The organism is Candidatus Kryptoniota bacterium (assembly GCA_036567965.1).
Lineage (GTDB): Bacteria > Bacteroidota > Ignavibacteria > Kryptoniales > JAKASW01 > JAKASW01.
Genome location: DATCTN010000029.1, coordinates 22,396 through 46,040, shown reverse-complemented (window position 1 = coordinate 46,040; position 23,645 = coordinate 22,396). Strand labels below are relative to the sequence as shown.

Here is a 23,645-nt window from a genome sequence, read left to right as displayed (position 1 = left end):
AACCAAGGAGTCAAGACGAAGAAGAGCGGAATGAAAATCGGATTGGGAATAATTCTCATCGCGTCATTGATGTTATCGGCGTTGATCATTCTTCCGAAGAGGTCTGGCGCCCAGTACCCGTATCCGTACTACGATGTAAAACTATTTTCCGCTCAGGCATCACTTCTGGGCGAGTGGAAGGCAAAGAGCGGCGGTCACAAAGACGGGATAGATTTTGTCTTCAGCATAGACAACAACGGCAAAGAGCTGGAAGTGAGAATCTGCGGGACGTACAGCGCGGAAGAACTCCCGAGACAATAGATGTTCTTAATCAGTCGTGGAGATTTAGTCTGGCGAGGAACTGTCATTATTCTGTACAGGGAGGAGCTTTATCCCTCCGCCAGCACCCCCTTCTCCTTCGCGAATCCTGAAATCGCTTCTCTGATCGGCGCGCGATCCTTCTTCCCGAATGTGCCGAGTCCGATGATTTCTTTCTTTCCGTCTCCGACTTCAATCGTGATCCCGCTGTCAGTCACGTTCACTTTCTTGATTCCATCCCACTCGTAGCGACGCAGCTTTCCAATCTGAAGCTTGTACTCTATCGTGCTCCCGTCGACTTTGACATACCATTTCCACTTTGGCGAGAGCCAGACGAGAAGGAGATATAACGGTCCGACTATAAGAAGAAGGATCCCGATCGAGACGTGAAACGGTCCGCGGTCGCCGGCTATCTGGTAAATCCCATCAGCGATGACGCATAATCCGACAAGCATATAGATGATCATTCTGACCTTCGACGCTTTCATTCTCCGCGAAAAGTCGATGTAAAGCGGCTCCATCAGTACTTCTTCCTTTCTGTCGTCAAAGATGCGTCCCGGGAGTATTCCCTGTAATTACGCCGTCTTCGTCTTGAATACGAACTTCTCTGCCAGCTCATAAACTCCGAACATCAACGCGCTGTATATCAAAGCGCTGTACGCCGTGTTTCCAAAGAAGGGTATCGCCATTACATAGCACTGCACGAGTCCGGCAAAAGTCTTCGGGTAAATCGAATATGGCAGCACCCAGACTCCGAAATTGGTCACGATGAAAAACAGAACCGCGCCGGCCAGCGACAGCGATCCGATTCTTAATGCGGAAACTTTCTTTCCCATCGTGAGTCCGAGTGCAACAATCATCAGTAAGCTTCCGTATGTGAACGCCATCGAACTGATCCCGTAAAATCCGATCAGGGCGTCGCTTAGAAGCATCGCTGCCACGGGGACGAGGTATGCGTAACGCTTGTTCAGGTACGCTCCCGCAAAAAGTGCCGTCGAAATTATTGGCGTGAAGTTCGGCGCGTGCGGGATAAGTCTCGAAAACGCGGCGAACACTATCAGTATGAGCGCGAATATTATGTTCATTGTTGCCTCCGGGTAATCGTTATGAAATCGTTTCCGAATCTGAAATGAAAATTCTCTTCAACTAAAATCCTCTCTGGAATGCCATGGCGTCCGGAATAATTCCCGCGGTAAAGGACTTGCTGGTGTACGTTCCGGTGGGCGAATAAATGTAAACTTGTCCGTTCGACTGGTAGTCCTTCGCGTCCGTGAGAAATATATTGCCTGTCGCTCCGTCTACAGACATTCCGAAGAAAGTCCCGCTTATAAAGTTGTCGTTCAAAATCTGGTGCGTTGTCAGGTTTAACTTAATCACGGAGCTGTCGGCAATCAAGTAAGCGGCGCCTCTGTCGGCGTCAAATGCGAACGCATGTCCGCCGTACGCCGAGATGCCCGCGTTCGTGTTGATCGAGTCGACCACCGCGAGCGTCGAGGTATTGATGAGATAAACCTTCCCGATGTCGCCGATATTTCCAGGACATACTACCCACACGACTCCGCTCCCATCTGATAACACTTCAGTGGGACCTGTCCCGACAGTCACCGTCTTCACTACTTTCCTCGACACCGCGTCTATCACGCTCACGGTATTGCCCGATCCGTAACCGGAATTCGCGGCGAATACGTATCCCGAATAGTATGCAATGCCGTACGGATTATTTCCGACAGAAATCGTATCGCCCGTCAGAGAATTTGTGGTGAGGTTTACTACGGACACCGCGTTTGTTTGTAGATCAGAGACGAATCCTAAATTGTCCTGCGCGTCGATCGCAATCCTGTACGGACTTGTCCCAGCCGCGAAATAAATGGTTCCGACCCACGATGCGTTCTGTGAATTGATGATTTCAATCTTGTCGGAATTATTTACTACGATATAAGCCTTCTGATCGAAAATTGCGATGTCGTTTCCGGTGTCTCCCAGATTCCGCCCGTTTACAATCTTGAATACGTCGGTGACCGCCGCGTTCGAATCCGGATAATACGCCGTGAGACTCGAGTTGCCTTTTCCGAAGTTGCCTTCGTTGACGACGTACACGACCGAAGCGTTAGTGAGCGTGTTTCCGCCGCCCGGACCCGTCGGCGATTTTACACATGAGCTGATGACAAAAGTTGTGAATGCGAGAACCAAAATTCTTTTCATGACGCCTCGCGGGGTGATTGGTCAAGTCTTATTTCAAGATCGAAATCGAACGTCCTCATCGGAGCGGGGTATTGAGGTAAAACCTGGTAGGTGAGATTGAATACATTGTTAATCCGGAATAGGGGCACGACCGTTGTGTGACCGAAGCGAAATCCCGCCGACGCGGAAATATCTGTGGTGGTAAATGACGGCAGGAATTGGTCGTTCGATTGAGTGAAGAATCTGAAACCGACATACCTGACGATTGCTGAAAGTTTGAAAATCGAGGGCGAGAAAGTCGCAAGAAGTGAAGCTTGTTCCTCGGGAGTGTAAATCAATTGTTTCATGTATGACGATTGATCGGACGGGTCCGAAACGTCCAGGGATTTACCGACGGAGTAACTACCTCTTAGCATGATGAAACTTTTCCAGCTCGCCTGAAGGCTTGCTTCGACACCCCGGGACGAAATCTTCGAATAGTTTGTGGGCAGCCAGATTGTCGCGGTTTTAGGAAGCCAGACAATTCCGTCGCGAGTCTCGATGTTGTAGTAACCCGCGTCTATGAATATGTCGAGAGGTGAATCCAAATTCATGATTATCCCGGCATCGTAGTCGACGGATCTTTCGGGCTTGAGGTTGGGATTTCCCAATCCGCCGTAGTAGAGATCGTTGAATGTCGGTGCTCGGAACGCAGTCCCGAAACTCGCGCGGAGGTGGATCGGGACTGCCGCCGCAGGTTTAACGTTTATCCCGAGACGGGGGCTAATCGAACTCCCGAAATCCGAGTAGTCGTCGAATCTCGCAGCAGGGAATATACTCATCTCAAAATTTTGTTTTTCGTTGATTACGAAAGATCCGCTCGCGAAGACTCCTAACCTTTGTCGATCTCTTATTTCATTCATTTCCGAACTTGCCGCGCGGTCCGACTCCCCGTCGAGTCCGGCAATAAGATTTTCCCTTTTATCACCGAAGGATAATTGCAGGCCGGGCTGGAACGAAAGCATTTTGTAGTAATCGTTCGTTTCATTTCCATTCACGAGAAGAGATGGATCCGTGTAATGCAGATAACCATAGACCGTACCGAGACCTGCCGTGTAGTTTGCCGCACCGAGAGTGCCGGAATTCTGAAGGATAGCGACCGTATTTTTGTCATGCTCTCTCGCCACTCCGGTGAAATATGGACCGGTTACGGCGCCTGGAGTTCCGCGGTCTGCATCGACATTCTGGACAATGAAGGTTGTGTAGCCATTCCATGTCGGAACGCCGATGCTCGCGAGCTCGTCGCGCTTCATAAAATCGGCGCCTGTTCTACTCATTGCGAAATTTTCTGCACCGTCGCCGAAAATAAAATCGTAATTGTTTCTTGCCCGCTCCTGGTTTGCAGCGACGGTAATTGACGCGCCTCCGAAGAGCTGAGAAATCCTTCCGCCGACTTGCTGATCTCCGAATGAACCGGCGCCAGCGTTGATACTCATCGAGGACGATTTCGGTAATTCAGTCGACATGCTCACGACTCCGCCCATCGCGTCCGCACCGTAGAGGGCCGACGCACCCCCATGAGAGACTTCGATCGAACCGATATCGGACATCGGCACGAGGAAATTATCCACGAGTCCGTTTTGAATCCCGTTTAATCTGACTCCGTCAAAGAGGAATAGAGTTTCTTCAGCTGTAGTTCCACGGATGCTTATCGTCGACAGTTGAGCAGGGCCGTAATCTTTAACGAACACTCCCGGCGCGAGGGAAAATACTTCTGCCGCGGTCGAGATGCCGAGAGGATTCAGATCCTTCACATCGAAGCGGTCGACCTTTTGGGGCGAGTCTTCCGGTTTAAGCGGGATGCGCGTCGACGACACGACGACTTCCGGCGCGCGGAATGTGCGGGTTGAGTCGGTGGCCGGATCGTTAATCGACAATGTCAGAGCTATCAATATCATTCGGTAGAAACAAAAAACCCGCCAATGAGGGCGGGCTGAAAGATAAAACTCCGGCGCTGCTGCGCCGTGAATTCGGCCTCTCCCTCGAAGGCATTTGATTCGTGAAAGTCCTGGCAGGTCTCCTGGCTTACGGCCTGGGATGTCGCCACCCTTCCCGCCCTGCTTGATGCAAAGCAGTGGGAGGCGACGTGGTGCCGGTTACAGTTGCGGGGCAGCTCCCGATTTATCCCGGTAAATTCTCCGGACGGGGTTCCCTTTTAGTCGGTCCGTTACAAGAGCGGACGGACACCAGAACTAAAATCGTTTTAAAGAACTCGTCAGAAAGTTAGAGAGAAAACGACATCCAGTCAAGCGGAATGTTTTGATCCGATTTACAGCGCGAGGCAACGCGGAGTAATATCTTGAGGTCTTAATCTTCCTCACTGCTCATGGGTGAGGTATGAAGAGACCGGGATCCGCGGCCGTCGCCGGTCTGCATGAGTCGATCCGACGGCGATTAAAATGCGGCGAAAGAGCCGGATCTGACTTATAGTCCTTCAGCGGGGAATGAGATATTCGTTGCATATTATTAACTTGCCTGCGTCGCTGGGTATGACAAGTCAGGAGGCAAATCAATGCACCAAAGACAACAGGTAATATTTTTTGCTGCCGCATTTTCATGCTCGATCATTCTTGTCGCCGGATGTTCATCCAACCGGGTGGCCAGAAGCACGTACCAGGTTTTGGAGTCAGGAAAGATCACTGAATCGTCAAAGTTCCTGAAAGTACACATGATGAACGGTGACGTTTACGTTCTGGAGAACTGGAAGGTGAACGAGGAAAGCAGAGAGGTCTACGGAAAAGGGCGACTCTTCGACCCATATCGTGCGTTGGTGAAGCAGGACAGTTTTGCAATTCCACTCGGGGACGTCGCTTTGTTTGAGAGCAACGTCGTGAGCTCTTCAGGTCCGCTTATGGCAATGTGTATTGTCACCGGCGTGTCCGCCGCGCTGACGGTATTCTGTCTTACTCATCCGAAAGCCTGCTTCGGCTCGTGTCCGACGTTTTATGTGTGGGATGGTAAGAGAATGAAGGTTCAAGCCGAAGCATTTTCCGCAAGTGTTACTCCCTCCTTCGAGGCGACTGACATTGACGCCCTCTACATGGCAAAGCCCGTTAACAGGAACCTTGAAGTGGTGCTCACCAACGAAGCGATGGAGACACACGTCATAAAGTTCGCGCATATACTTCTCGCCCCGCGTTCAAGGGGCGCTCGAGTGTTTGTTACGCCGTCCGGAGAGTTCTTCGAGTCTAAGGAGAGGATTGCGCCTCAATCCGCAGTTGCAGATGAGGGCGACTGCTTGCAGCAGATTTCAGCGGCGGATGGAATCGAACGATGCAGTGCAGCCGACTCAAATGACCTTGCTGCAAAGGAAAGTATTTACCTTACATTTAACCGGGCGCCATCATCTGAGGCCGGCTTAGTTATCGGGTACAGGCAGACGCTTTTGACAACGTATCTATTCTATCAGGCGCTGGCATTCATGGGAAATTCCTCCGGCTACTTGGTCGCGGATTTGCAGAGACAGAATTCGGATTACGTTACCAAAGCCAAAACCCTTTTCTGGGGAGCGATAGGCGGAATTGACGTGATGGTACGAGGAAACGATGGAGCATGGGAAAAAGCCGGAGAGGTCTCAGAGATAGGTCCAATCGCTACCAATTTCGAACTGGTTCCGCTCCCTCGACTGACTTCAGGTCAGGTAAAGATCCGGCTCGTAATGACGAAAGGCTTATGGCGGATCGACTATGTGGCACTTGCCGGATTGGATAAGAGAGTTGAGCCGGTAACAATCCAACCGCTGGCCGTGATTCGCGGTGACTCAACGAACGATGATGTGGCAAAGGAAAGCCTGAGCGGCTCGGGAACTTCCCTTGTCACAATGCCGGGAGATAAGTATTCAATCATCTACAGGATGCCCGAAGATTATGAAAATTACGAGATATTCCTCCAAGCAAGGGGATATTATTTGGAGTGGGTGAGAAAAGAGTGGCTCGCGGAAGAGGATCCCAGCATGACTCTTACGATGTTCTCGGACCCAGGCCGGTATCTCAAGATTCTGGCACCTCGTTTCAAAAAGGTCGAGCCCTTCATGGAACAGAGTTTCTGGAGAAGCAAATATGTCGAGCATTAAGATTGTTCTGCTGGCTCCTCTCTGTGCACTCGCCGTTCTCGGGACTTCCGGGTGCGCGACGACTCGAGCTCCATCGGGGTACCTGGTTGAAGACACCGAGACGCAATGGGAGGTCTACGGCGGATGGATTACCCTGGAAACAAATGGAACGGGCCCGCAAGCTGTCGTCAAAGGTGAATTTATCGCTTATCAGGATAGCAATGTTTATGTCCTGACTGAGACGAGGGCAACAGTAGTTCGTTGTGGCAACATTCAACGGGCCATCCTCGAGCTACACTCGAACGAGACAAACATGCTCGGTGAGTGGACGCTTCTTGGGGTGCTCTCGACCGCCTCGCACGGTTTGGGACTCATCTTTACATTCCCGACGTGGATTATCGTTGGAACAGCATCAGCCTCGGCAGATTCCTGGGCGGACCACTATGAGCAAGAGGACCCTACCATAGATTGGTGGTTGGGGATCAAGAAATTCTCGAGATTTCCACAGGGGATTCCGATAAACGTCAGATTGGACAGCCTGAGGTTCAACAGGCGACGACTGATGAAAGGATAGCCTTTCGGAAATTTTTCTCCGGGTGGAGACTATCTCGCTCGCACAACCATGCTCTTTACCTGAAACAACTCTGCGACTTGATTGAGCTCTTCATTTATCGCGGAGTTCAGTCTGCCGGTCCCTTCCACGAACATTTTCAGATACACGATCATCTTGCCCCCGACAAACCCGTAGTTCCATGTTCCTTTTGCCGTCCCGTTTACTAGGACTACTCCCTGCTCGATGGTTGGCGGGACCTTTCCGAAAATTCTGGTCTGGAATTTTCGGTCAACGAACCGCTCTCTCCCGTCGGGCGCGTAGCCGGTAATGTAAGGGTCACATAGCGGAAGGAGATCCACGGTTTCAAATTCCTGTTGCCTGAATCTGTCGTACGAAGGCAGGTCGTTTTTGAGAATGAAATATCCACTTTCGATTTCAGCAATATCATTCTCCATGAACGACCCGATCGCGCAATCGGGTGTTGTTCCCGCCCACCATCTGTAATCCTTTATTCGTACCGGTCCGAACGCGCGAATGTATTCAGCTGCGAGCCAGGTCAGAGCTTTCCGCCTCTCAACCGGCGCGAAGCGATCCGACCACGAGCGAGCAGACACGTAACTCAAACAGTTCGAGTGAATGCTCTTCGACCCGACAGCGAGCAAACGTCCTTCAGATGTCATTCTGCTAATAACCGGCCTGATATTTCGGAAGGGAATTCCTATCGCGTCTGCGATCTCCACCGGCGAGAGCGGACTTATTGCCACTTTTTCAACCATCTCCCTGAGGTCTCGGTACTTCTTGTCAAGAGCTGAAGGCCCGGTCCTCATGTTGCGGCTAAGAGGAGATTGGGAGTCGGCCGCGGTTGCCGAGAACACAGCCCCCGCGTTTTCTGCCGGGACCATGTAAACAGCGCGCCTCATGCCGGTAATACGAAGCGCGAGACGTTTACAGTCCAGTTCAAGAAAATTTTTCGCATCGAAAGATTTCACGCGAGCACGAAGTGAGAGTGCGCCCGCCTGATTCAAGCCGCTCACACCAACGATCTCTCTTAATGCTTTATCTGCCCAGGTTGCCCGTTTGCCTAAGAGCTGTCGGTGGTATGACCAGCTGCGCGACTTTTCTGTGAATTCTGACATCGGAAATCCTTTCAGTCCGCATTCAGAAGAAACTTATAGAAGGCCCAGGTCGTCATGATTAACGAAATCCTGGGTGAACATTCGTGTGAAATCGGAACGAGGGGCGAGACACGGCTGGGAGACATTGCGGTCACTCCTCCGGGTACTTTTCAGATGGGACACCGGAATGAAATATGACCGTCTTGGACACCCCCGTCGAAGCCTCCTTCGGTTCAAAAGTCATTTTGCCGGACGGAATGTGTTTCTGGAATTCGTAATAAGTTGCACCGCAGGCTTCGTGCGCGAGAGCCCGGACCGGATCGGACGCTCGACCCGGTTCTCACTCGGAGTAATGCAGAACTATTTTCCGTCACTCAACTGTTTCAGGTGGTGTTCCATGTGCTTGACGTAATCGGCAATGAGCGCCTCCAGCGTCATGACATCATTGGTGCCGATCCTGCAGGGGGTCGTGAGTTTACCCGACGGGACCTGTGCCACGACGTGCGCGAGATGCTGGTTGTATGAGCTCCACAGCTCCACGAGCTGGTTCCAGCCTTCGTCCGTGTAATTCTGACTCTTGACCCACTCCCGCTGTGTGTACGCTGGAAACTCGAGCTTGTCTGTGAGCAGCGCGCGTACGAACCGCTGATGATTATTGCTTGCCGAATCGATGAGGTGACCTAGAATCTCCTTCTTGCTCCACTTGTCAGGTGATGGTCTCTTGCTTACATCTGATTCATTGAAAGACAAAAGATGCTTTCTTTCCCGCTCTTCGATACTCAAAATAATTTCGCTGAAATCAAGTGACATACAACTTTCTCCATGCTGCTAATTAAGGAATACGGGTATCACACCTGACGCTCTTTTTAAAAATACACCGCGGAAAGCTCACCTTCAAATGAGACTTGACCCGCGTCATACAAGAACGTTTAAATTGCGGGAATCATACCGGTTCAATCAGGTATGGGAGTCGATGGCGGGGTCGACAGCTTGATTCAAATCATCGGCGGATGGCTCAGTAGATCGCTTCCCTGATCTTTGCGCTTATGAAGTCCATTACCCACACGACAAACGCGATCATGAGAACAATGAGCCCGACTTCCCTCCATCGCGCGAGTCCCTGATATTGCATCAGCATTGTACCGATTCCCCCGCCGCCGACGAGTCCGATGACAGTTGCCATCCTCACGTTTATGTCCCACCTGTAGATCGTGAACGAGAGAAATGGGAGAACAATTTGAGGCACAACAGCGTGCCAGACAACCTGGACCTTGTTAGCGCCGGTCGCGGAGATCGCCTCAACCGGACCTTCTTCTATACTTTCGATTGCCTCCGAGTACAGTTTCGCGTTTGATGCAATAGTGTGAACCAGGAGCGCGATCATTCCGGCAAATGGGCCGATCCCTACCCATACCGAAAATATGATCGCCCAAATAAGGGGCTCGATCGAGCGGACAAAATTCAAGACGATCCGGAGGAAATAGTAAACAGCGAACGTTAGCTTGTTGTCTTTCATCAAGTTCCTCGCGGTGAAGAAACTGATGAATAGTGTTACCGGAATTGAAATCATAGTCGCCATCAGCGCGATGTAGACAGTCTCGATCATTGCGAACAGGGCGTCGTCGAAAATGCCGAGTTCCGGTCGGAACAACGCGCCGAAGATTCGTGCAGCTCCCTGCAAGCCGTCTGTGCTGAAAAGGCCGATGATTGAAATTTTCGTGACGACCCAGCCGGCGATGAACGTGATGTTGAACAGGAACCAGCCGAATATCTCGACCGTCCACTTTGTGATTCTGTTATCGTTCGCGACGCCGAAAAGCCTGCACGATAGGGATGTCCTCGAATATGCCCAGAGCGTTCCGATTATCACACTCGAGACGAAAATCGCGCCGATTTCGTACCACGAAAACGGGAGATCCCTCAGATCAAGGAGAAACTTGTAGTAGATTGCCCTCTGCACCACGACGATGCTGTAGAACACGAAGAAGATATCGAGGAGGATCGCATTGAAGAAATTCAGTTTCCGCTCGCGGCGTTTCATTTCCTCCATGATTCGTGCGGGATGCGGATCAGCCGGCGGTATTTCCGTCATCGGATCTCTACCTCTTCCGCTTCCTCTCCGTAAATTTTCCTGAACCAGGCGGCGTCGATGTCACCCGGGAGACCCTCGTACACGATCTCGCCCGCTTTTAGTGCAATGACGCGCGACGCGTATCGCCGGACGAGACTGAGGAAGTGAAGATTGCAGATAACAGTTGTCCCCATTTCTTTGTTGATCTTTTCGAAGTATTGCATGACGGAATTCGAAGTCGCCGGATCGAGAGACGCGACAGGCTCGTCGGCAAGGAGAAGTTTCGGCTTTTGCATCAGGCTTCTCGCGATAGCGATCCGTTGTTGCTGGCCGCCGCTCAGCTTGTCTGCCCTTTCGTTCGCAGTCTCGGGTATTCCGACGGTCTCGAGACACTTGTAAGCTTCGACGTAAACTTCATCGGGATATTTTTCGATTATGGATTCGAGGGTTCCGAGAGATCCAAGTTTCCCGTTGATGACGTTCGAGAGAACGGAGCGCCGTCTAATGAGGTTAAATTGCTGAAAGACCATTCCGATCTGTTTCTTGACGTTCCGAAGCTCCTCCCCTGTTATGTGCGTTATATCTTTGCCGAGAAATGAAACCTTCCCCGACGTCGGCTCGATAAGCCGGTTGATGCAGCGGAGGAGAGTTGATTTACCGGATCCGCTCAGTCCGATGACGACGAGGAATTCGCCCTCCTCGACTTCCATGCTTACGCCCTTAAGCGCGTGCGTTCCGGACGGGTAAAACTTGTGCAGGTTTTCAACTTGGAGGAGCATTTAATTCTTCACCAGGTTTTCGAATTTGATGTTCTGTTTTTCAAGCACTTCTCGCAGACCGTCGTAGTCGCTGTCGTTCGTAGGGATCAGTCCGGTTATATCGTAAATATCGAAGAGCGCCTTCTCCCCTTCGGAAGTCTTGACAAATTTGAGAAGCGCGTTTATGATTTTCTCTTTCATTATCACACTCATATCTTTTCGAAAAACCCACGGATCGTTCGGGATGTCCTGCGTGAATCCGATGATCTTGACTTTCTCGGCGATGTCGGGAAATTGCTGCGCGACTCTCATCCTCGCGTCCATTATTGCTCCGGTCGTCGGGTTCGGCGGGGCATAATATGTCGCGCCCGCGTCGGCCTGCCTCTGGTATACCATCATGACTACGTTATCGTGTCTCATCGCGAAGACGCTTTCACTCGGCTTGATCCCCTTGTTGTCGAGAAGCGCTTTCGGCAGTATGTAGCCCGATGTTGAGGATGGATCGACGTAGGCCATCGTTCTGCCGTTAATATCGTCGATGGAGTTGATTCCCGAATCGAATCGCGTGATGAACTGTCCCTTGTATGAAATCTGGTTTCCCTCTCTCACTACGCGGAGCCTGGCTTCAGCTCCGTATTTCGCGTGAGCCATCAGATAGGAAAAAGTATTTATCGCCGCTACTTCCACCTTTCCGGTCCCGAATGCTTCTACTACGGCTATAAAGCTGGCGGGAACAGCCGTGATGAAATAGTAGCCCGTTTCTTTATGGAGATAATCGGTAAGTGTTTTTGCGTTGAAGGAAATTCTGTCGGCGTCGACAGAAGGAGTAAAATAGATTCTGATCGGATTGGAATATGAACCGAGCGCTCCTTCGTTCAGTTGCCTCATTGAAATCGCAACGACAAAGAGTATCGCCGGAGAAAGATAGACCAGATATTTAACGAATTTCAATTTTCACACGACGGTGTTTTAAGAATATGCCACTCGCCGGACATTCGTTCAAACGATTTCTTATTCCCCCGGCATTAAGTTTATGTTAATAGCTGCGATTGGAGAATATCGAGCCGACACTATTCATGAAGTCCGACAAAAAATCGGGCGGCGAGTTTGAAACCAAATCCACGGACGCGTAAATTCAGACGGGAGACTCTCATGAATGTGCTGTTAGTCCAGCCGCGCGGGCGTAGGGCTATTTCGCTCATCCGTTCGGACGCGTTGAACCTCTGAGTCTCGAGGCGGTCGGCGGTGCACTGAAGCTCTATTGCGACGTGGAACTCCTGGACATGCGTTTTGAAAGCAACGATGGGCTATTACACGCAATTCAGAACAATCACGTCGCCGCATGCGGCATTACATCTTCATTCACGGTGGATTACAATGAAACCGTCCGGACTGCCGCTCGCATCGAGTCTGTCGATCCGGGGATATTCATATTCGTCGGCGGGCATCATCCCACTTTATGTGCTTCCGATTTTAATGTGCCTGCAGTGAATGTCGTTGTCATGGGTGAAGGAGAAGTAACATCCCCTGAATTGATCAGATGCCTGAAAGAACGCGGCAACCTCAAAGACCTCGCAGGACTTACATTGAATCTCGACGGCACACAATTCAGTACTTTGTCGCGCGGCTTTGTGCGGCGGCTTGATAGTTTTCCTCCGCCGGCGCGAGGATTGGTTGAGAAGTACTCGAGACGTTACAGACTGATGGTCAGCAGCCGATTTCCACACTTGAGACTTCACGCGGCTGTCCTTATCGATGTGGCTTCTGCAGTGTCTGGGTATTCTATGACAAGAAAGTAAGGATGAGATCGCCAGCAAGGGTGCTCGAAGAGCTCGAAAGCGTTCCTAACGAACAACTCCTGATCGTGGACGATAATTTCTTCGCCGGTCCGAAGCGGGCAGAAACCATCGGGAAGCTGATCAAGGAAAGAGGGATCATGATAAAGTACATGATACAAGCGCGGACCGACTCTATCGTTAACCACCGCGAGCTTCTTGAACTGTGGTCCGAAATTGGACTGCGGTCCGTTTTTCTAGGATTCGAAAAAGTTGACCAGGCCAGTCTCGATGCGGCGGCGAAGCAAAATAATGTTGAGACAAATGAAAAATCCCTGGAGCTATTGCGCGAATATGGAATCGAACCGGTCGTCGCATTCATCGTGGATCCCCAATGGACACGTGACGACATGAACGCTCTGAAGAACTATGTGAGAAAATTGAGACTCGGGCTTCCGTTCTTCACTGTGCTGACGCCGCTTCCGGGAACCGAGGCGTTTGAGGAGTCCGGAGGCGCGGTCCTAGATGCGAATCGGGACCTCTTCGATCTCCTGCATCCTCTTGTCCCAACGAAGTTGCCATTGGGGGAATTTGCTGAAGAGATGGCAAATCTCTATACGACCGGCTATCCTTTCAGAGTGGCGGTCCTCGGCGGACTTTTTCTTCTGACAGAAGTAGCCAGAGGACACCTATCTTTTGGAGACTGGAGGGAGATGGTCAGAGACCGGTCAATGCTCACAATCAAGATGCATTACCTTTGCGGAGCCGAGGCGGGAACACACCGAGTCGATCTGCCGCAGTCGCCATACACAGTCTAACCTGGAACCGTTTCGTAAGTCCGCCCGGCATGTAGAGAGATCCGCTGAGGATCAATTCCGTGCGAAGGGACGGAAGTCTGGGGATCGTGTCAGCAACCGAGCGGCGCACGCAAATATTCCCGACGCGGCACTCTCGCTTGAATTTACTACCGGGAGTATCTTCCCATTAGTTGTGCCTGTGCCATGATGTGCCCGTCCATTGCTTTCACGACGTCGGGCTTAGTACATCCGGACTTGAGCGATAGGGTCGTATCAAGCGCGTAAAGTTTGAAATAATATCTGTGAGTCCCGCCCGGAGGACAGGGGCCGCTATAACCGATTGTGCGCGAATCATTTCTGCCCTGCAGCGCGCCGCTTTGCAATGAATCTTTTACTGGAACACCTTCGGCAAGATCCTTTACGGACGGGGGGATATTGAATATCACCCAATGTACCCAGGTTCCCATTGGCGCGTCGGGATCGTCGGTAATGAGCGCGAGACTCTTCGTCTCCGATGGTGCGGAAGTCCATTTCAGTGGCGGGGAAATGTCATCGCCGTCGCACGTGAATTTTCTCGGAATCTTTTCACCTTCCTTAAAGGCGGTGCTCGTCAGGACAAACGCCATACTGCCCTCCGTTTTCAAATTCAGAGAATCGGATTCGCTGTCTGAAGACCTGTCTTGTGTTTTTGTGCCGCCACAACTGAATGCGAACATCGCCGCGGCAAGCAGAAGAGTATATCGAATTGTTCTCGATACCGTCGTTCGCAAGCAGATGCGCACGCTACAGAGACTTGGAGTCTTCATGTTTCCATTTTAACAAGTCGGCTGAGATCGATCAACGTCAAATCTGTCGCGACCTCTGGGGTGAGATCGATTCATTTCTGTTTATAGTCGACAAGAAATCTGGCAATAGAATCAAAAGCTTTCTCAAGATGATCTCTTTCCGGTAGGAAGACGATTCTGAAGTGGTCAGGCATGAACCAGTTGAATCCCGTTCCCTGCACTACAAGCACTCGCTCTTTTCTCAGGAGATCGAGCACGAATTGTTCGTCGTCTTTTACATGAAATTTTTTCGTGTCGATCTTCGGGAAGAAATAAAATGCGCCGCGCGGTATCGTGCAAGATACTCCGGGGATCCCTTTCAGTTTTTCGATTCCCAGATCTCGCTGCCCTTTCAGTCTTCCGCCGGCCGATGTGTGATCTCTTATTGTCCTGTCGCTTCTCAGTGCCACGGGAATTGCATACTGGGCCGGAACGTTGCTGCAAAGCCTCATCGACGCGAGCATATTGACGCCCTCAATGTAGCTTGACGCGATCCGGAGGTTTCCGCTGAACACCATCCAGCCGACTCTGTAACCCGTGATGAGGTGCGACTTGGAAAGGCCGTTGAGAGTGACGAAAAGAACGTCGTCTGCAAGTGAAGCGGTCGACACATGTTCCGAATTTTCATATAAGATTCTGTCATATATTTCGTCGCTGAAAACGATCAAACGGTTGGCCGCGGCAATCTTCACGATCTTCTCGAGCAATTCCTTTGGGTAAACAGAACCAGTAGGATTGTTCGGGTTTATAACAACCAGTCCTTTCGTACGCGGAGTTATTTTCTTCCTGATGTCGTGAAGGTCCGGGTACCAATCCGAGTTTTCATCGCAAGTATAATGAACCGGTTTTCCCCCGGCGAGGACCACCGCTGCTGTCCACAGCGGGTAGTCTGGTGCAGGTATTAATATTTCGTCGCCGCTGTTGAGCAGGCCCTGCATAGCCATCATGATAAGTTCGCTCACGCCGTTTCCGATGAAAACATGATCGACGTCCACTCCCGCAATTCCCTTTTCGATTGAATACTCGGCAACCGCGTGTCTCGCTTCGATAAGTCCCTTAGAGTCGATGTATCCTTCGGCGTTCGCGAGGTTCGCTGAGATTTGATTTACAATTTCGTCCGGTGCCTTGAAACCGAAAGGTGCCGGATTGCCAATGTTCAGCTTTAGAATATCTTCGCCGGCATCCTCAAGTCGCTTGGCTTCATCAAGGACCGGTCCGCGGATGTCATAACAGACGTTGTTGAGTTTCGAGGACTTCTTCAGAACTTTCATGTGATTCGTCTTTTATTATCAAGATCGATTCAAAGAGAGAGACATGCAAGAAGTTGGGAGATTAAAGATTGCAGTGGAAAGACCCGTTGCTGTATAGCGAGAGAAAGCCTCCAATGTCTCGCAGGCGGTTTAGAAGTGAGGAGCAGAGTGTTAAATTTATCTATGATCGTGAAATTGAGAGACAATGATACTATAGCCGCGGTTGCCACGGCCGTGGGAGAAAGCGGAATCGCGGTCGTGAGAATCTCGGGACAGGCAGCGCTCTCCGTAGCTGACAAGGTGTTCGTTGGGAAGGGTCCTCTGTCAAACGTTCCATCTCATACCGCGCACTTCGGGAAACTAACAGATGCCGATGGTTCATTCATTGACGAGGTGATAGCCGTCGTGTTCAGACGGCCGAATAGCTACACGTCAGAAGACACTGTCGAGTTCAGCTGTCACGGCGGACGGATTGTCACGCAAAAGGTCCTTCAGAGAATCCTCAGCGCCGGCGCGCGCATGGCTGAACCGGGTGAATTTACTAAGCGCGCGTTTCTTAATGGCAAGATCGATCTTTCTCAGGCTGAAGCGATCGGAGACCTGATCCATTCACAGAGCGATGCGGCATACAAGAGTTCGCTGAGACAGCTTTCGGGGGACCTTTCCAGGGAGATCAGAACCGCCAGGGAAGAACTCGTAAATCTGGCGTCGCTACTCGAACTTGAGCTTGACTTTTCAGACGAAGATGTCCAGTTCGCAAACAGGAAGACACTTGAGGATCGACTTGGAGAAGCCGTTGAGACCGTGTCGAGGCTGATATCCGGATACTCTGTTGGGAGGATCTACAAGGAAGGAGTTCGGGTGACGCTCGCCGGTAAGCCTAACGTCGGCAAGTCGAGTCTTCTGAACCTTCTTCTTCAAGAGGATCGTGCCATCGTGAGCGATATCCCGGGTACAACGCGCGACACGATCTCAGAGAGTATTTCTCTGGGCGGCATCCTGTTCAGACTCACAGATACAGCCGGCCTCAGGGAGACCGGAGATCTTATTGAATTTGAGGGGGTGAAGAGAGCGGAAAGGGAATCATTAGAGGGAGACATCCTTCTCCTCGCTATGGACTATGGCGAGAAGGAGATGGTACAAAGCGATCTTATTTACCGCAAGCTTATAGAGTCCTGTGCAAAAAAAGACGTCAGAGTCTTAAAGGTTTTCAACAAGATAGATTTGTACAAGACAGAGGCGTTTCGTCAACCGTCGGACAAGTCGAGTTACTACGTGTCTGCGCTTACAGGTGAAGGAATTGAATCGCTGAAAAAAGGGTTATATGAGATGGCGCTGGCTAAAAAATCTGACGAAAATAGCGTAGTGGTGACCAGCTCCCGACATTTTGACGCACTCAAAAGGGCCAAAAACAGCTTGAATTCGGCCATAGAATCGCTGAAAAGTCGAAAATCAGGAGAATTTGTCGTCTTTGACCTGAGATGTGGCTTGGATGCACTAGGTGAAATTACTGGTGAGGTCACCACAGAAGATATCCTTAACAACATATTCTCAAAATTCTGTATAGGTAAATGAATGTTTCACGTGGAACACAGGGTGGTACAGCCCGCCAGAATCTTGTGTCTTAATTTCAACGATATTGTGATCTCTGGAAAATGGGAAGCTTGAAATACGACATAATTGTGATAGGCGGCGGTCACGCTGGTATAGAGGCCTCTCTGGCTGGAGCCAGAATGGGACACTCCGTGCTGTTGATGACTATGGATGTCGCTGCGATTGGCAGGATGTCGTGCAATCCGGCCATTGGTGGCACGGCAAAAGGCAACCTCGTCCGCGAGATAGATGCGCTTGGCGGCGAGATGGCAAAGATTGCTGATGCTACGGGCATTCAGTTCCGGATGCTCAACAGATCTAAAGGACCGGCCGTTTGGTCACCTCGCTCTCAAAATGATAGAGAAGGATACTCGATCGAGGCAAGACAGCGTATCATGGCCCAGGCAAATATCCACATCCTACAGGACATGGTCACACAGATATCTGTTGAGGATGGATCAATCGCAGGTGTCGAAACTTCGACCGGCATGAGGGTGCAGTGTAAGGCTCTCGTCATATCTTCGGGGACATTCCTGAATGGAATAATGCACACAGGACTTAGCAGCCGGGCAGGAGGCAGGTTCAATGAGCCTGCGGCAACCGGTCTGACAGCCTCGCTTGAAAAGCTGGGATTCGTGAGTGGGCGACTGAAAACCGGGACACCTCCCAGAATAGACAGGCGGAGTATTGACTTCTCGAAGGTGGAAGAACAGCCGGGGGACGCAGAACCCGAACCGTTCTCTTACCAGACCCGCGAGGTGACCCGCGACCAAATCAGCTGCTTCTTGACATACACGAACCATCGGACTCATGAAGTCTTGAGGACGGGCTTTGACCGCTCACCACTGTTCACCGGCCTTATAAAGGGGATCGGACCCAGGTACTGTCCGTCTATAGAGGACAAGATTGTAAGGTTCGCCGAGAAGGAAAGACACCAAATATTCCTTGAACCCGAAGGCCGAGGTTCTGACGTCATCTACGTCAATGGATTCTCTACAAGCCTACCCGCCGAAGTGCAATTCGAGGCAATGAAAACGGTTCCAGGACTGGAAAATGTGGAGATGCTCCGTCCGGGATACGCGGTGGAGTATGATTTCTTCCCGCCACACCAGGTGAAACTTTCACTCGAGACTCACCTTGTCAGTGGACTTTATTTCGCCGGCCAGATAAATGGAACGTCCGGTTATGAAGAGGCCGCCGGTCAGGGTATTATGGCGGGCATCAATGCTGCGTTGATGCTAAGCGGCAAGGAGCCGTTCATACTTAAAAGATCTGAAGCGTACATTGGGGTTCTTATCGACGATCTCGTTAATAAAGGTACAGACGAGCCCTACAGAATGTTCACATCCCGGGCGGAGTACAGGCTAATGTTGCGGCAGGATAATGCCGACAGGCGGCTCATGAGATATGGGCATGAGTTCGGACTGATCCCTGAGGACACTTATACTTCCCTTGTCCAAAAGGAAAAAGCGATCGCCATCCTCACAGACTACGTCAACACCAAGAGTGTACCACCATACGCCGTGAACTCGTATCTCGATTCGATCGGATCTTCGCCACTCGACGAAAACGAGAAGTTGTCTCAGCTCATCAAGAGACAAAACGTCGAGCTCGGGAAGTTGCTGGAGCTTGAATTCTTCCGCACGGATTCTGTTCCCCAGGACGCCGCAAGCCGGAGGGATGTAGTTAACCAAGTTGAGATAGAAACAAAGTACGACGGTTACATCGCAAGACAGCACGATGAGATTGACAAGTTCAACAAGTTCGACATGATGCAAATACCGGAGGGTTTTGATTTCACCAGAGTGAAATCGATCTCGCGAGAAGCGCTTGAAAAGTTCTCTCGAGTCAAACCCGCCTCCATCGGACAGGCAAGCCGCATCTCTGGCGTGTCTCCTGCCGATATCTCCGTGCTGATGGTTTATTTACATGGATAATGTTTCACGTGAAACAATGAACACCAATAGAAACTCCGGATCAAAAAATGCGAACCTGTAACAGAAAGTGGTCCGGAGTAGTTGGTATGCTCACGCTTGGAAATGTTGGAAGAAGGAGTCCTTGAATGACCAAACAAACAACTTTGTTTGACAAATTAATATCGCTCACGACTGAATCCAGAAACCCAGCTTCAACTGACATTGACTCACTCGACACGCTCGGAATCCTGAAAGTGATAAACAACGAAGACAAGAAGATTGCGTTCGCGGTAAACCTCGAACTTCCCTATATCGCTCGTGCCGTCGACATTGTGGTCGTTGCAATGAGAAGCGGCGGTAGGCTGATTTACGTCGGCGCCGGAACGAGCGGTCGCATCGGAGTGCAGGACGCCGCTGAATGCCCTCCGACCTTCGGCACAGATCCGGGTCTGATCCGCGGCCTGATCGCCGGCGGCAAGCGGGCCGTCTTTAGATCTCAGGAAGGCGCTGAAGACAGTGAATCCGACGGCGCCAACGATGTCGTGGCTATTTCTGTTACAGACAAAGACGTTGTCTGCGGAATTGCCGCGAGCCGGAGAACTCCTTATGTCGTCGGCGCCGTGAAAAAGGCCCGAGAGGTCGGTGCGAAAACAATTTTCGTTACCACTAACCCGCGTTCCCAATTTGATCTCGATGTCGATGTCGCGATTTGTCCTGAAGTCGGTCCGGAAGTAATCATGGGATCTACGCGCATGAAATCCGGCACGGCGCAAAAAATGGTCCTGAACATGCTCACCACCGCATCAATGGTGAAACTCGGGAAGGTCTACGAAAATATGATGGTAGACCTTCAAATGACGAACGAGAAGCTCCATGAGCGATCTAAACGGACACTTATGACAATCGCGAACACAGACTATAACACAGCATCGAAGATCCTCAAGCTGGCGGGCGGTCATGTGAAGACTGCCGTCGTGATGATGTGCGCAAATGTGAACGCGGCAGAAGCGAAGAAGAGATTGGCAAAGTCGGACGGCTTCGTGCGAAAGGCGATAGAAAGGCAACTTGAAGGACACAGCTCCCGATAAGCTGAACGCGCTTCTCTCTCAGCTCACCACCGTGCGAAAAGTGACCGACCGGCTTTCGGCTGGTACTCCTGCGGCTTTGCATTCTATTAGTCTCCCGTTCGTCACTTTCGTCATGACCAGACTCCTTGCCACACGCCGCACAAGTATTCTCCTGGTAACGGATGATCGCGACTCAAGCGAACGGATCCAGTCTGATTTCGCGATCTACTCCGGTCATCTCCCGGTCGATCTGGTTACCGACGAGCAAATCAATCTTGCAGGCTTATTCGATTTTTACACCGGCAAGAAGAATCTTTATGTCGCCGATTACAGCTCAGTTTTCAAAGACGTTCCTGCCCACGCATCTTTGCAGGAAACTGCAGTGGAAGTCCTAGCGCATTCGGACCTCGACCATGAGATGTTGATTGCGACGCTTGTTCGGTATGGCTACCAGAGGAAAGATTATGTCGAAGAGGTGGGTGATTTCGCAGTGCGCGGAAGCATTATCGATATCTTCTCCGATTCGGCGGAGAATCCGGTCAGGATCGATTTCTTCGGCGACAACGTCGACTCCATTAGGGTTTTCGACTCTATCACACAGCGGTCAATTGAGACGATCGGTTCCTTTACGGTTTTGCCATTCTCCGACTCGAAAAGAAATAATGCGCCGTTCGCCGATCAGGTTCCTGAGGGAACGCTTGTTGTCTTCTTCGAGCCATCCACCATACCGAACGAAAATTCCAGGGAGTTTCGAAAATTCAAAGAAAGGCTCTCCGAAAATGTTCAGACTATTGACTGGAATATCCTCGAGCGGCCGGAGGGTGTGATCGAGATAAACGTGCTCCCGCAGCCGACCTTTGGCGGAAAGCTCCAGTTCGCCGCAAAGAAGATAGACGAACTTTCCGCCGATGGATACAAGATCGTTGTTGCTTCGAGCACCAAGCATCTCGAAGATAATTTTATAAACATGCTTGCCGAGTACGATGAGCTCAACGGTACGATGCTGAGAGAAGAATTGACTCTGGTCCAGGGTTCGCTTTCCGGCGGATTCATTTTACCCGAGGACAAACTCGCCATTCTTACCGAGCACGAGATTTTTGGAAGACGCTCTCCGCTCGTCTCCCGTAAGGACAAGGCCAAGAAATTCGTTGGTCTACTGAGACGAGACCTCACCACCTTGCGAAAAGGCGACTACGTTGTCCATGAAGATTACGGGATCGGCAGATTCCTCGGGATGGAGAAGCTTAAGATCGTCGATAGTTTACAGGAGTGCGTCAAGATCGAATATGCCGAAGGGGATTCTCTCTATGTGAACGTCGGGTACGTCGGAAAGCTTCAGCGTTACGCTTCGGAGGATGGTTTCAAACCGAAGCTTTCCAAGCTCGGCGGCGCAGACTGGCAATTGATGAAAACACGTGCGAAGGGAAAGTTGAAAGACATTGCCAGGGACCTGATTAAACTCTACGCGGAGAGAAAAAAATCCAAAGGATTCAATTTTCAGTCTGACAGCATCTGGCAGCACGAACTTGAAGCTTCGTTCGTGTATGAGGACACGCCGGACCAGGTGAAGGCGACTTCCGAGATCAAGCAGGACATGGAAAGCGAAAACCCGATGGACAGGCTGCTATGCGGCGACGTCGGCTTCGGCAAAACAGAGGTGGCCGTTCGCGCCGCGTTCAAAGCGGTGATGAGCGGAAAACAGGTAGCGGTCCTCGTCCCGACGACGATTCTCGCCGAACAGCATTTCAACACGTTCCGCGACAGGCTCTCCGATTACGCCGCGAAGGTAGAAGTTCTTTCCAGATTCAGAAAAAAATCGGAGCAGAAAACAATTCTTGATAAGCTTGAAGCTGGCAAAGTCGATATTGTCATCGGCACTCACCGGCTTCTCTCGGGCGACGTAAAGTTCCACGATCTCGGTCTCCTCGTAGTGGATGAAGAACACCGGTTCGGCGTCGAGGCGAAAGAAAAAATCCGGCAGTTGAAGGCAAATGTCGACACCCTTTACATGACGGCGACGCCTATACCGAGAACGCTCTACATGTCGCTTTCGTCGGCGATGGACATATCGATCCTGCAAACGCCTCCGGCAAACAGGCTGCCCATCGACACGTACATTGTCGGATTCGACGGAAAACACATGCAGTCGGTGATTGAGCGGGAGATCGCCCGCGGCGGTCAGGTCTATGTCGTCAGCGACACGGTAAAGGACCTGGCAAAACTCGGTGAGTTTGTCAAACGAAGAGTCCCGGCGGCGAAGGCGGGGATAATTCACGGAAAGATGAAAGCGAACGATATCGAGCGGACGATGATCCACTTTCTCGAAAAGAAGCTAAACGTGCTGATCGCGACGAAGATTATCGAGTCAGGTATCGATATACCTTCAGTGAACACTCTCATTGTGAATAACGCCGACAGGTTCGGGTTGGCGGAACTGTACCAGCTGCGCGGGAGAATCGGACGGTCAAACGTGCAGGCGTATGCTTATCTTATCTCGCAGCAATTTTCCAATCTGACGAGAGACGCGGTCCGCAGGCTGACAGCTATAGAGGAATTCACGGAGCTCGGTTCGGGATTCAACCTTGCGATGAGGGATCTGGAAATCCGAGGAGCCGGAAACCTCCTCGGCAGAGAACAAAGCGGGTTCATAAACAACATGGGGTTCGAGATGTACAACCGCGTCCTGGAAGAGGCGGTCGCGGAAGCGAAATTCGAGGAGCACCTGACGGAGCAGCTCGATACTCTCACGCGCAGAAGGGTCGAGCCGCAAATCACAGTCGACGTAGACGCGTTCATACCGGACGATTATATCTCTCTCGATGCCGAAAGGTTCGATTTCTATAAGAGATTGTCGAGAGCTTCAGACGTAAAGGAGATCACCGAGATGCGCGAAGAAATGGTCGACCGGTTCGGAAAGATTCCTCTCCAGGCCGACCACCTCCTAAAACTTATCAGCTTGAAAATATCACTGGAGCCGCTCCGGCTTCCTAAGGTGGAAATGCATGGGTCGAGCGTGCAGCTGCATCTTCCGGTCGACGATAGAGAATTTTACAGGAATATTTTTCCCGGCATAATGAACGCGCTCGACCGGGTTAACGACATCACTCATAGAATCACTCAAGAAAAAGCGCAGGCAAAAATCGAAATAGTTTTCACGTCGGCGCTTCCTGATACGGACGACGAAAAGATAGAGCAACTTGTAAGGTTGATCGACCTTCTTCACTGATGCCCGGTGTTTTGTCGGCGCGCACATACACCTCCCACCGCACTTGTGTCATAACCTACGCAAAGATAGATTGAAGCGACCCCCGCGGGCGTCGAGTCGTGTGAAACATCGTTCACTTTAGATAAAGCAGCT

The 23,645-nt window shown here is 51.1% G+C and carries 19 protein-coding genes, 1 pseudogene and 1 riboswitch; of the genes and pseudogenes, 9 read left to right on the top strand and 11 right to left on the bottom strand.

The annotated features are described in order from the left end of the window. Positions 1–30 precede the first annotated feature (30 nt). Positions 31–300: a hypothetical protein gene (locus tag VIS48_13490; protein HEY9167163.1), complete on the top strand. Its 270-nt coding sequence runs from the start codon at positions 31–33 to the stop codon at positions 298–300. Positions 301–368: 68 nt separating this feature from the next. Here the strand turns inward: VIS48_13490 and VIS48_13485 are convergent, their stop codons facing one another. From VIS48_13485 to VIS48_13470, 4 genes are all read right to left on the bottom strand, one after another. Then, on the bottom strand, positions 369–818 hold the full coding sequence (locus VIS48_13485) for a hypothetical protein (protein ID HEY9167162.1): 450 nt from the start codon (positions 816–818) through the stop codon (positions 369–371). Positions 819–872: 54 nt separating this feature from the next. Beyond that, on the bottom strand, positions 873–1,382 hold the full coding sequence (locus VIS48_13480; GenBank protein HEY9167161.1) for a DUF6580 family putative transport protein: 510 nt from the start codon (positions 1,380–1,382) through the stop codon (positions 873–875). 61 nt (positions 1,383–1,443) lie between these two features. Beyond that, a complete protein-coding gene (locus VIS48_13475; protein ID HEY9167160.1) occupies positions 1,444–2,499 on the bottom strand; it encodes a YncE family protein in 1,056 nt (351 codons plus the stop codon). After that, entirely contained in the window at positions 2,496–4,415 is a 1,920-nt protein-coding gene (locus VIS48_13470) for a TonB-dependent receptor (GenBank protein HEY9167159.1), read from the bottom strand. Before VIS48_13470 ends, VIS48_13475 begins: the two co-directional genes overlap by 4 nt. A 94-nt stretch (positions 4,416–4,509) precedes the next feature. After that, positions 4,510–4,723, bottom strand: a riboswitch (cobalamin riboswitch). Between the two features lie 306 nt (positions 4,724–5,029). Here VIS48_13470 and VIS48_13465 point away from each other — a divergent pair. Beyond that, positions 5,030–6,589 (top strand): hypothetical protein, encoded by a 1,560-nt coding sequence (locus VIS48_13465; protein HEY9167158.1) that lies wholly within the window; start codon positions 5,030–5,032, stop codon positions 6,587–6,589. Further along, positions 6,576–7,142 (top strand): hypothetical protein, encoded by a 567-nt coding sequence (locus VIS48_13460; protein HEY9167157.1) that lies wholly within the window; start codon positions 6,576–6,578, stop codon positions 7,140–7,142. The genes VIS48_13465 and VIS48_13460 overlap by 14 nt, the downstream gene beginning before the upstream one ends. A 29-nt stretch (positions 7,143–7,171) precedes the next feature. On the opposite strand, the gene VIS48_13455 is transcribed toward VIS48_13460, so the two are convergent. From VIS48_13455 to VIS48_13435, 5 genes are all read right to left on the bottom strand, one after another. Then, positions 7,172–8,257, bottom strand: a complete 1,086-nt coding sequence (locus VIS48_13455; GenBank protein ID HEY9167156.1) for a crosslink repair DNA glycosylase YcaQ family protein — start codon at positions 8,255–8,257, stop codon at positions 7,172–7,174. Between the two features lie 339 nt (positions 8,258–8,596). After that, positions 8,597–9,046 (bottom strand): DinB family protein, encoded by a 450-nt coding sequence (locus VIS48_13450; protein HEY9167155.1) that lies wholly within the window; start codon positions 9,044–9,046, stop codon positions 8,597–8,599. A 205-nt stretch (positions 9,047–9,251) separates the two neighbouring features. Further along, the gene (gene phnE, locus VIS48_13445; GenBank protein HEY9167154.1) at positions 9,252–10,328 is read right to left on the bottom strand and encodes a phosphonate ABC transporter, permease protein PhnE; all 1,077 of its coding nucleotides are present in this window, start codon (positions 10,326–10,328) and stop codon (positions 9,252–9,254) included. Continuing rightward, positions 10,325–11,086: a phosphonate ABC transporter ATP-binding protein gene (phnC, locus tag VIS48_13440; protein HEY9167153.1), complete on the bottom strand. Its 762-nt coding sequence runs from the start codon at positions 11,084–11,086 to the stop codon at positions 10,325–10,327. Before phnC ends, phnE begins: the two co-directional genes overlap by 4 nt. Beyond that, the gene (locus tag VIS48_13435) at positions 11,087–12,016 is read right to left on the bottom strand and encodes a phosphate/phosphite/phosphonate ABC transporter substrate-binding protein (GenBank protein HEY9167152.1); all 930 of its coding nucleotides are present in this window, start codon (positions 12,014–12,016) and stop codon (positions 11,087–11,089) included. Positions 12,017–12,276: 260 nt separating this feature from the next. On the opposite strand from VIS48_13435, the pseudogene VIS48_13430 reads away from it, so the two are divergent. Next, positions 12,277–12,864, top strand: a pseudogene (locus VIS48_13430) (cobalamin-dependent protein). Further along, positions 12,783–13,658 carry a radical SAM protein gene (locus VIS48_13425; protein HEY9167151.1) on the top strand — a complete coding sequence of 292 codons (876 nt, stop codon included), beginning with the start codon at positions 12,783–12,785 and terminating at the stop codon, positions 13,656–13,658. Before VIS48_13430 ends, VIS48_13425 begins: the two are co-directional and overlap by 82 nt. A 146-nt stretch (positions 13,659–13,804) precedes the next feature. Here VIS48_13425 and VIS48_13420 read toward each other — a convergent pair whose 3' ends face one another. Then, the gene (locus VIS48_13420) at positions 13,805–14,263 is read right to left on the bottom strand and encodes a YbhB/YbcL family Raf kinase inhibitor-like protein (protein ID HEY9167150.1); all 459 of its coding nucleotides are present in this window, start codon (positions 14,261–14,263) and stop codon (positions 13,805–13,807) included. 251 nt (positions 14,264–14,514) lie between these two features. Continuing rightward, a complete protein-coding gene (locus tag VIS48_13415) occupies positions 14,515–15,732 on the bottom strand; it encodes a pyridoxal phosphate-dependent aminotransferase (GenBank protein ID HEY9167149.1) in 1,218 nt (405 codons plus the stop codon). A gap of 147 nt (positions 15,733–15,879) precedes the next feature. On the opposite strand from VIS48_13415, the gene mnmE reads away from it, so the two are divergent. The 4 genes from mnmE (at position 15,880) to mfd (ending at position 23,513) form a co-directional block, all read left to right on the top strand. Beyond that, positions 15,880–17,286: a tRNA uridine-5-carboxymethylaminomethyl(34) synthesis GTPase MnmE gene (mnmE, locus tag VIS48_13410; GenBank protein HEY9167148.1), complete on the top strand. Its 1,407-nt coding sequence runs from the start codon at positions 15,880–15,882 to the stop codon at positions 17,284–17,286. Positions 17,287–17,366: 80 nt separating this feature from the next. Then, entirely contained in the window at positions 17,367–19,241 is a 1,875-nt protein-coding gene (mnmG, locus tag VIS48_13405; GenBank protein HEY9167147.1) for a tRNA uridine-5-carboxymethylaminomethyl(34) synthesis enzyme MnmG, read from the top strand. 125 nt (positions 19,242–19,366) lie between these two features. Next, positions 19,367–20,308, top strand: coding sequence for an N-acetylmuramic acid 6-phosphate etherase (murQ, locus tag VIS48_13400; GenBank protein HEY9167146.1), 942 nt, complete (start codon positions 19,367–19,369; stop codon positions 20,306–20,308). Then, positions 20,286–23,513: a transcription-repair coupling factor gene (mfd, locus tag VIS48_13395; protein HEY9167145.1), complete on the top strand. Its 3,228-nt coding sequence runs from the start codon at positions 20,286–20,288 to the stop codon at positions 23,511–23,513. The genes murQ and mfd overlap by 23 nt, the downstream gene beginning before the upstream one ends. The last annotated feature ends 132 nt before the right edge of the window (positions 23,514–23,645 follow it).

Excerpts from the sequence above, each read along its gene's own strand:
- mnmG (HEY9167147.1), top strand. The coding sequence starts at position 17,367 with ATGGGAAGCTTGAAATACGACATAATTGTGATAGGCGGCGGTCACGCT.
- phnE (HEY9167154.1), bottom strand. The coding sequence starts at position 10,328 with ATGACGGAAATACCGCCGGCTGATCCGCATCCCGCACGAATCATGGAG.
- VIS48_13420 (HEY9167150.1), bottom strand. The coding sequence starts at position 14,263 with ATGGCGTTTGTCCTGACGAGCACCGCCTTTAAGGAAGGTGAAAAGATT.
- VIS48_13480 (HEY9167161.1), bottom strand. The coding sequence starts at position 1,382 with ATGAACATAATATTCGCGCTCATACTGATAGTGTTCGCCGCGTTTTCG.
- phnC (HEY9167153.1), bottom strand. The coding sequence starts at position 11,086 with ATGCTCCTCCAAGTTGAAAACCTGCACAAGTTTTACCCGTCCGGAACG.
- VIS48_13455 (HEY9167156.1), bottom strand. The coding sequence starts at position 8,257 with ATGTCAGAATTCACAGAAAAGTCGCGCAGCTGGTCATACCACCGACAG.
- VIS48_13470 (HEY9167159.1), bottom strand. The coding sequence starts at position 4,415 with ATGATATTGATAGCTCTGACATTGTCGATTAACGATCCGGCCACCGAC.
- VIS48_13485 (HEY9167162.1), bottom strand. The coding sequence starts at position 818 with ATGGAGCCGCTTTACATCGACTTTTCGCGGAGAATGAAAGCGTCGAAG.
- murQ (HEY9167146.1), top strand. The coding sequence starts at position 19,367 with ATGACCAAACAAACAACTTTGTTTGACAAATTAATATCGCTCACGACT.
- VIS48_13475 (HEY9167160.1), bottom strand. The coding sequence starts at position 2,499 with ATGAAAAGAATTTTGGTTCTCGCATTCACAACTTTTGTCATCAGCTCA.
- VIS48_13490 (HEY9167163.1), top strand. The coding sequence starts at position 31 with ATGAAAATCGGATTGGGAATAATTCTCATCGCGTCATTGATGTTATCG.
- VIS48_13465 (HEY9167158.1), top strand. The coding sequence starts at position 5,030 with ATGCACCAAAGACAACAGGTAATATTTTTTGCTGCCGCATTTTCATGC.
- VIS48_13460 (HEY9167157.1), top strand. The coding sequence starts at position 6,576 with ATGTCGAGCATTAAGATTGTTCTGCTGGCTCCTCTCTGTGCACTCGCC.
- VIS48_13450 (HEY9167155.1), bottom strand. The coding sequence starts at position 9,046 with ATGTCACTTGATTTCAGCGAAATTATTTTGAGTATCGAAGAGCGGGAA.
- VIS48_13415 (HEY9167149.1), bottom strand. The coding sequence starts at position 15,732 with ATGAAAGTTCTGAAGAAGTCCTCGAAACTCAACAACGTCTGTTATGAC.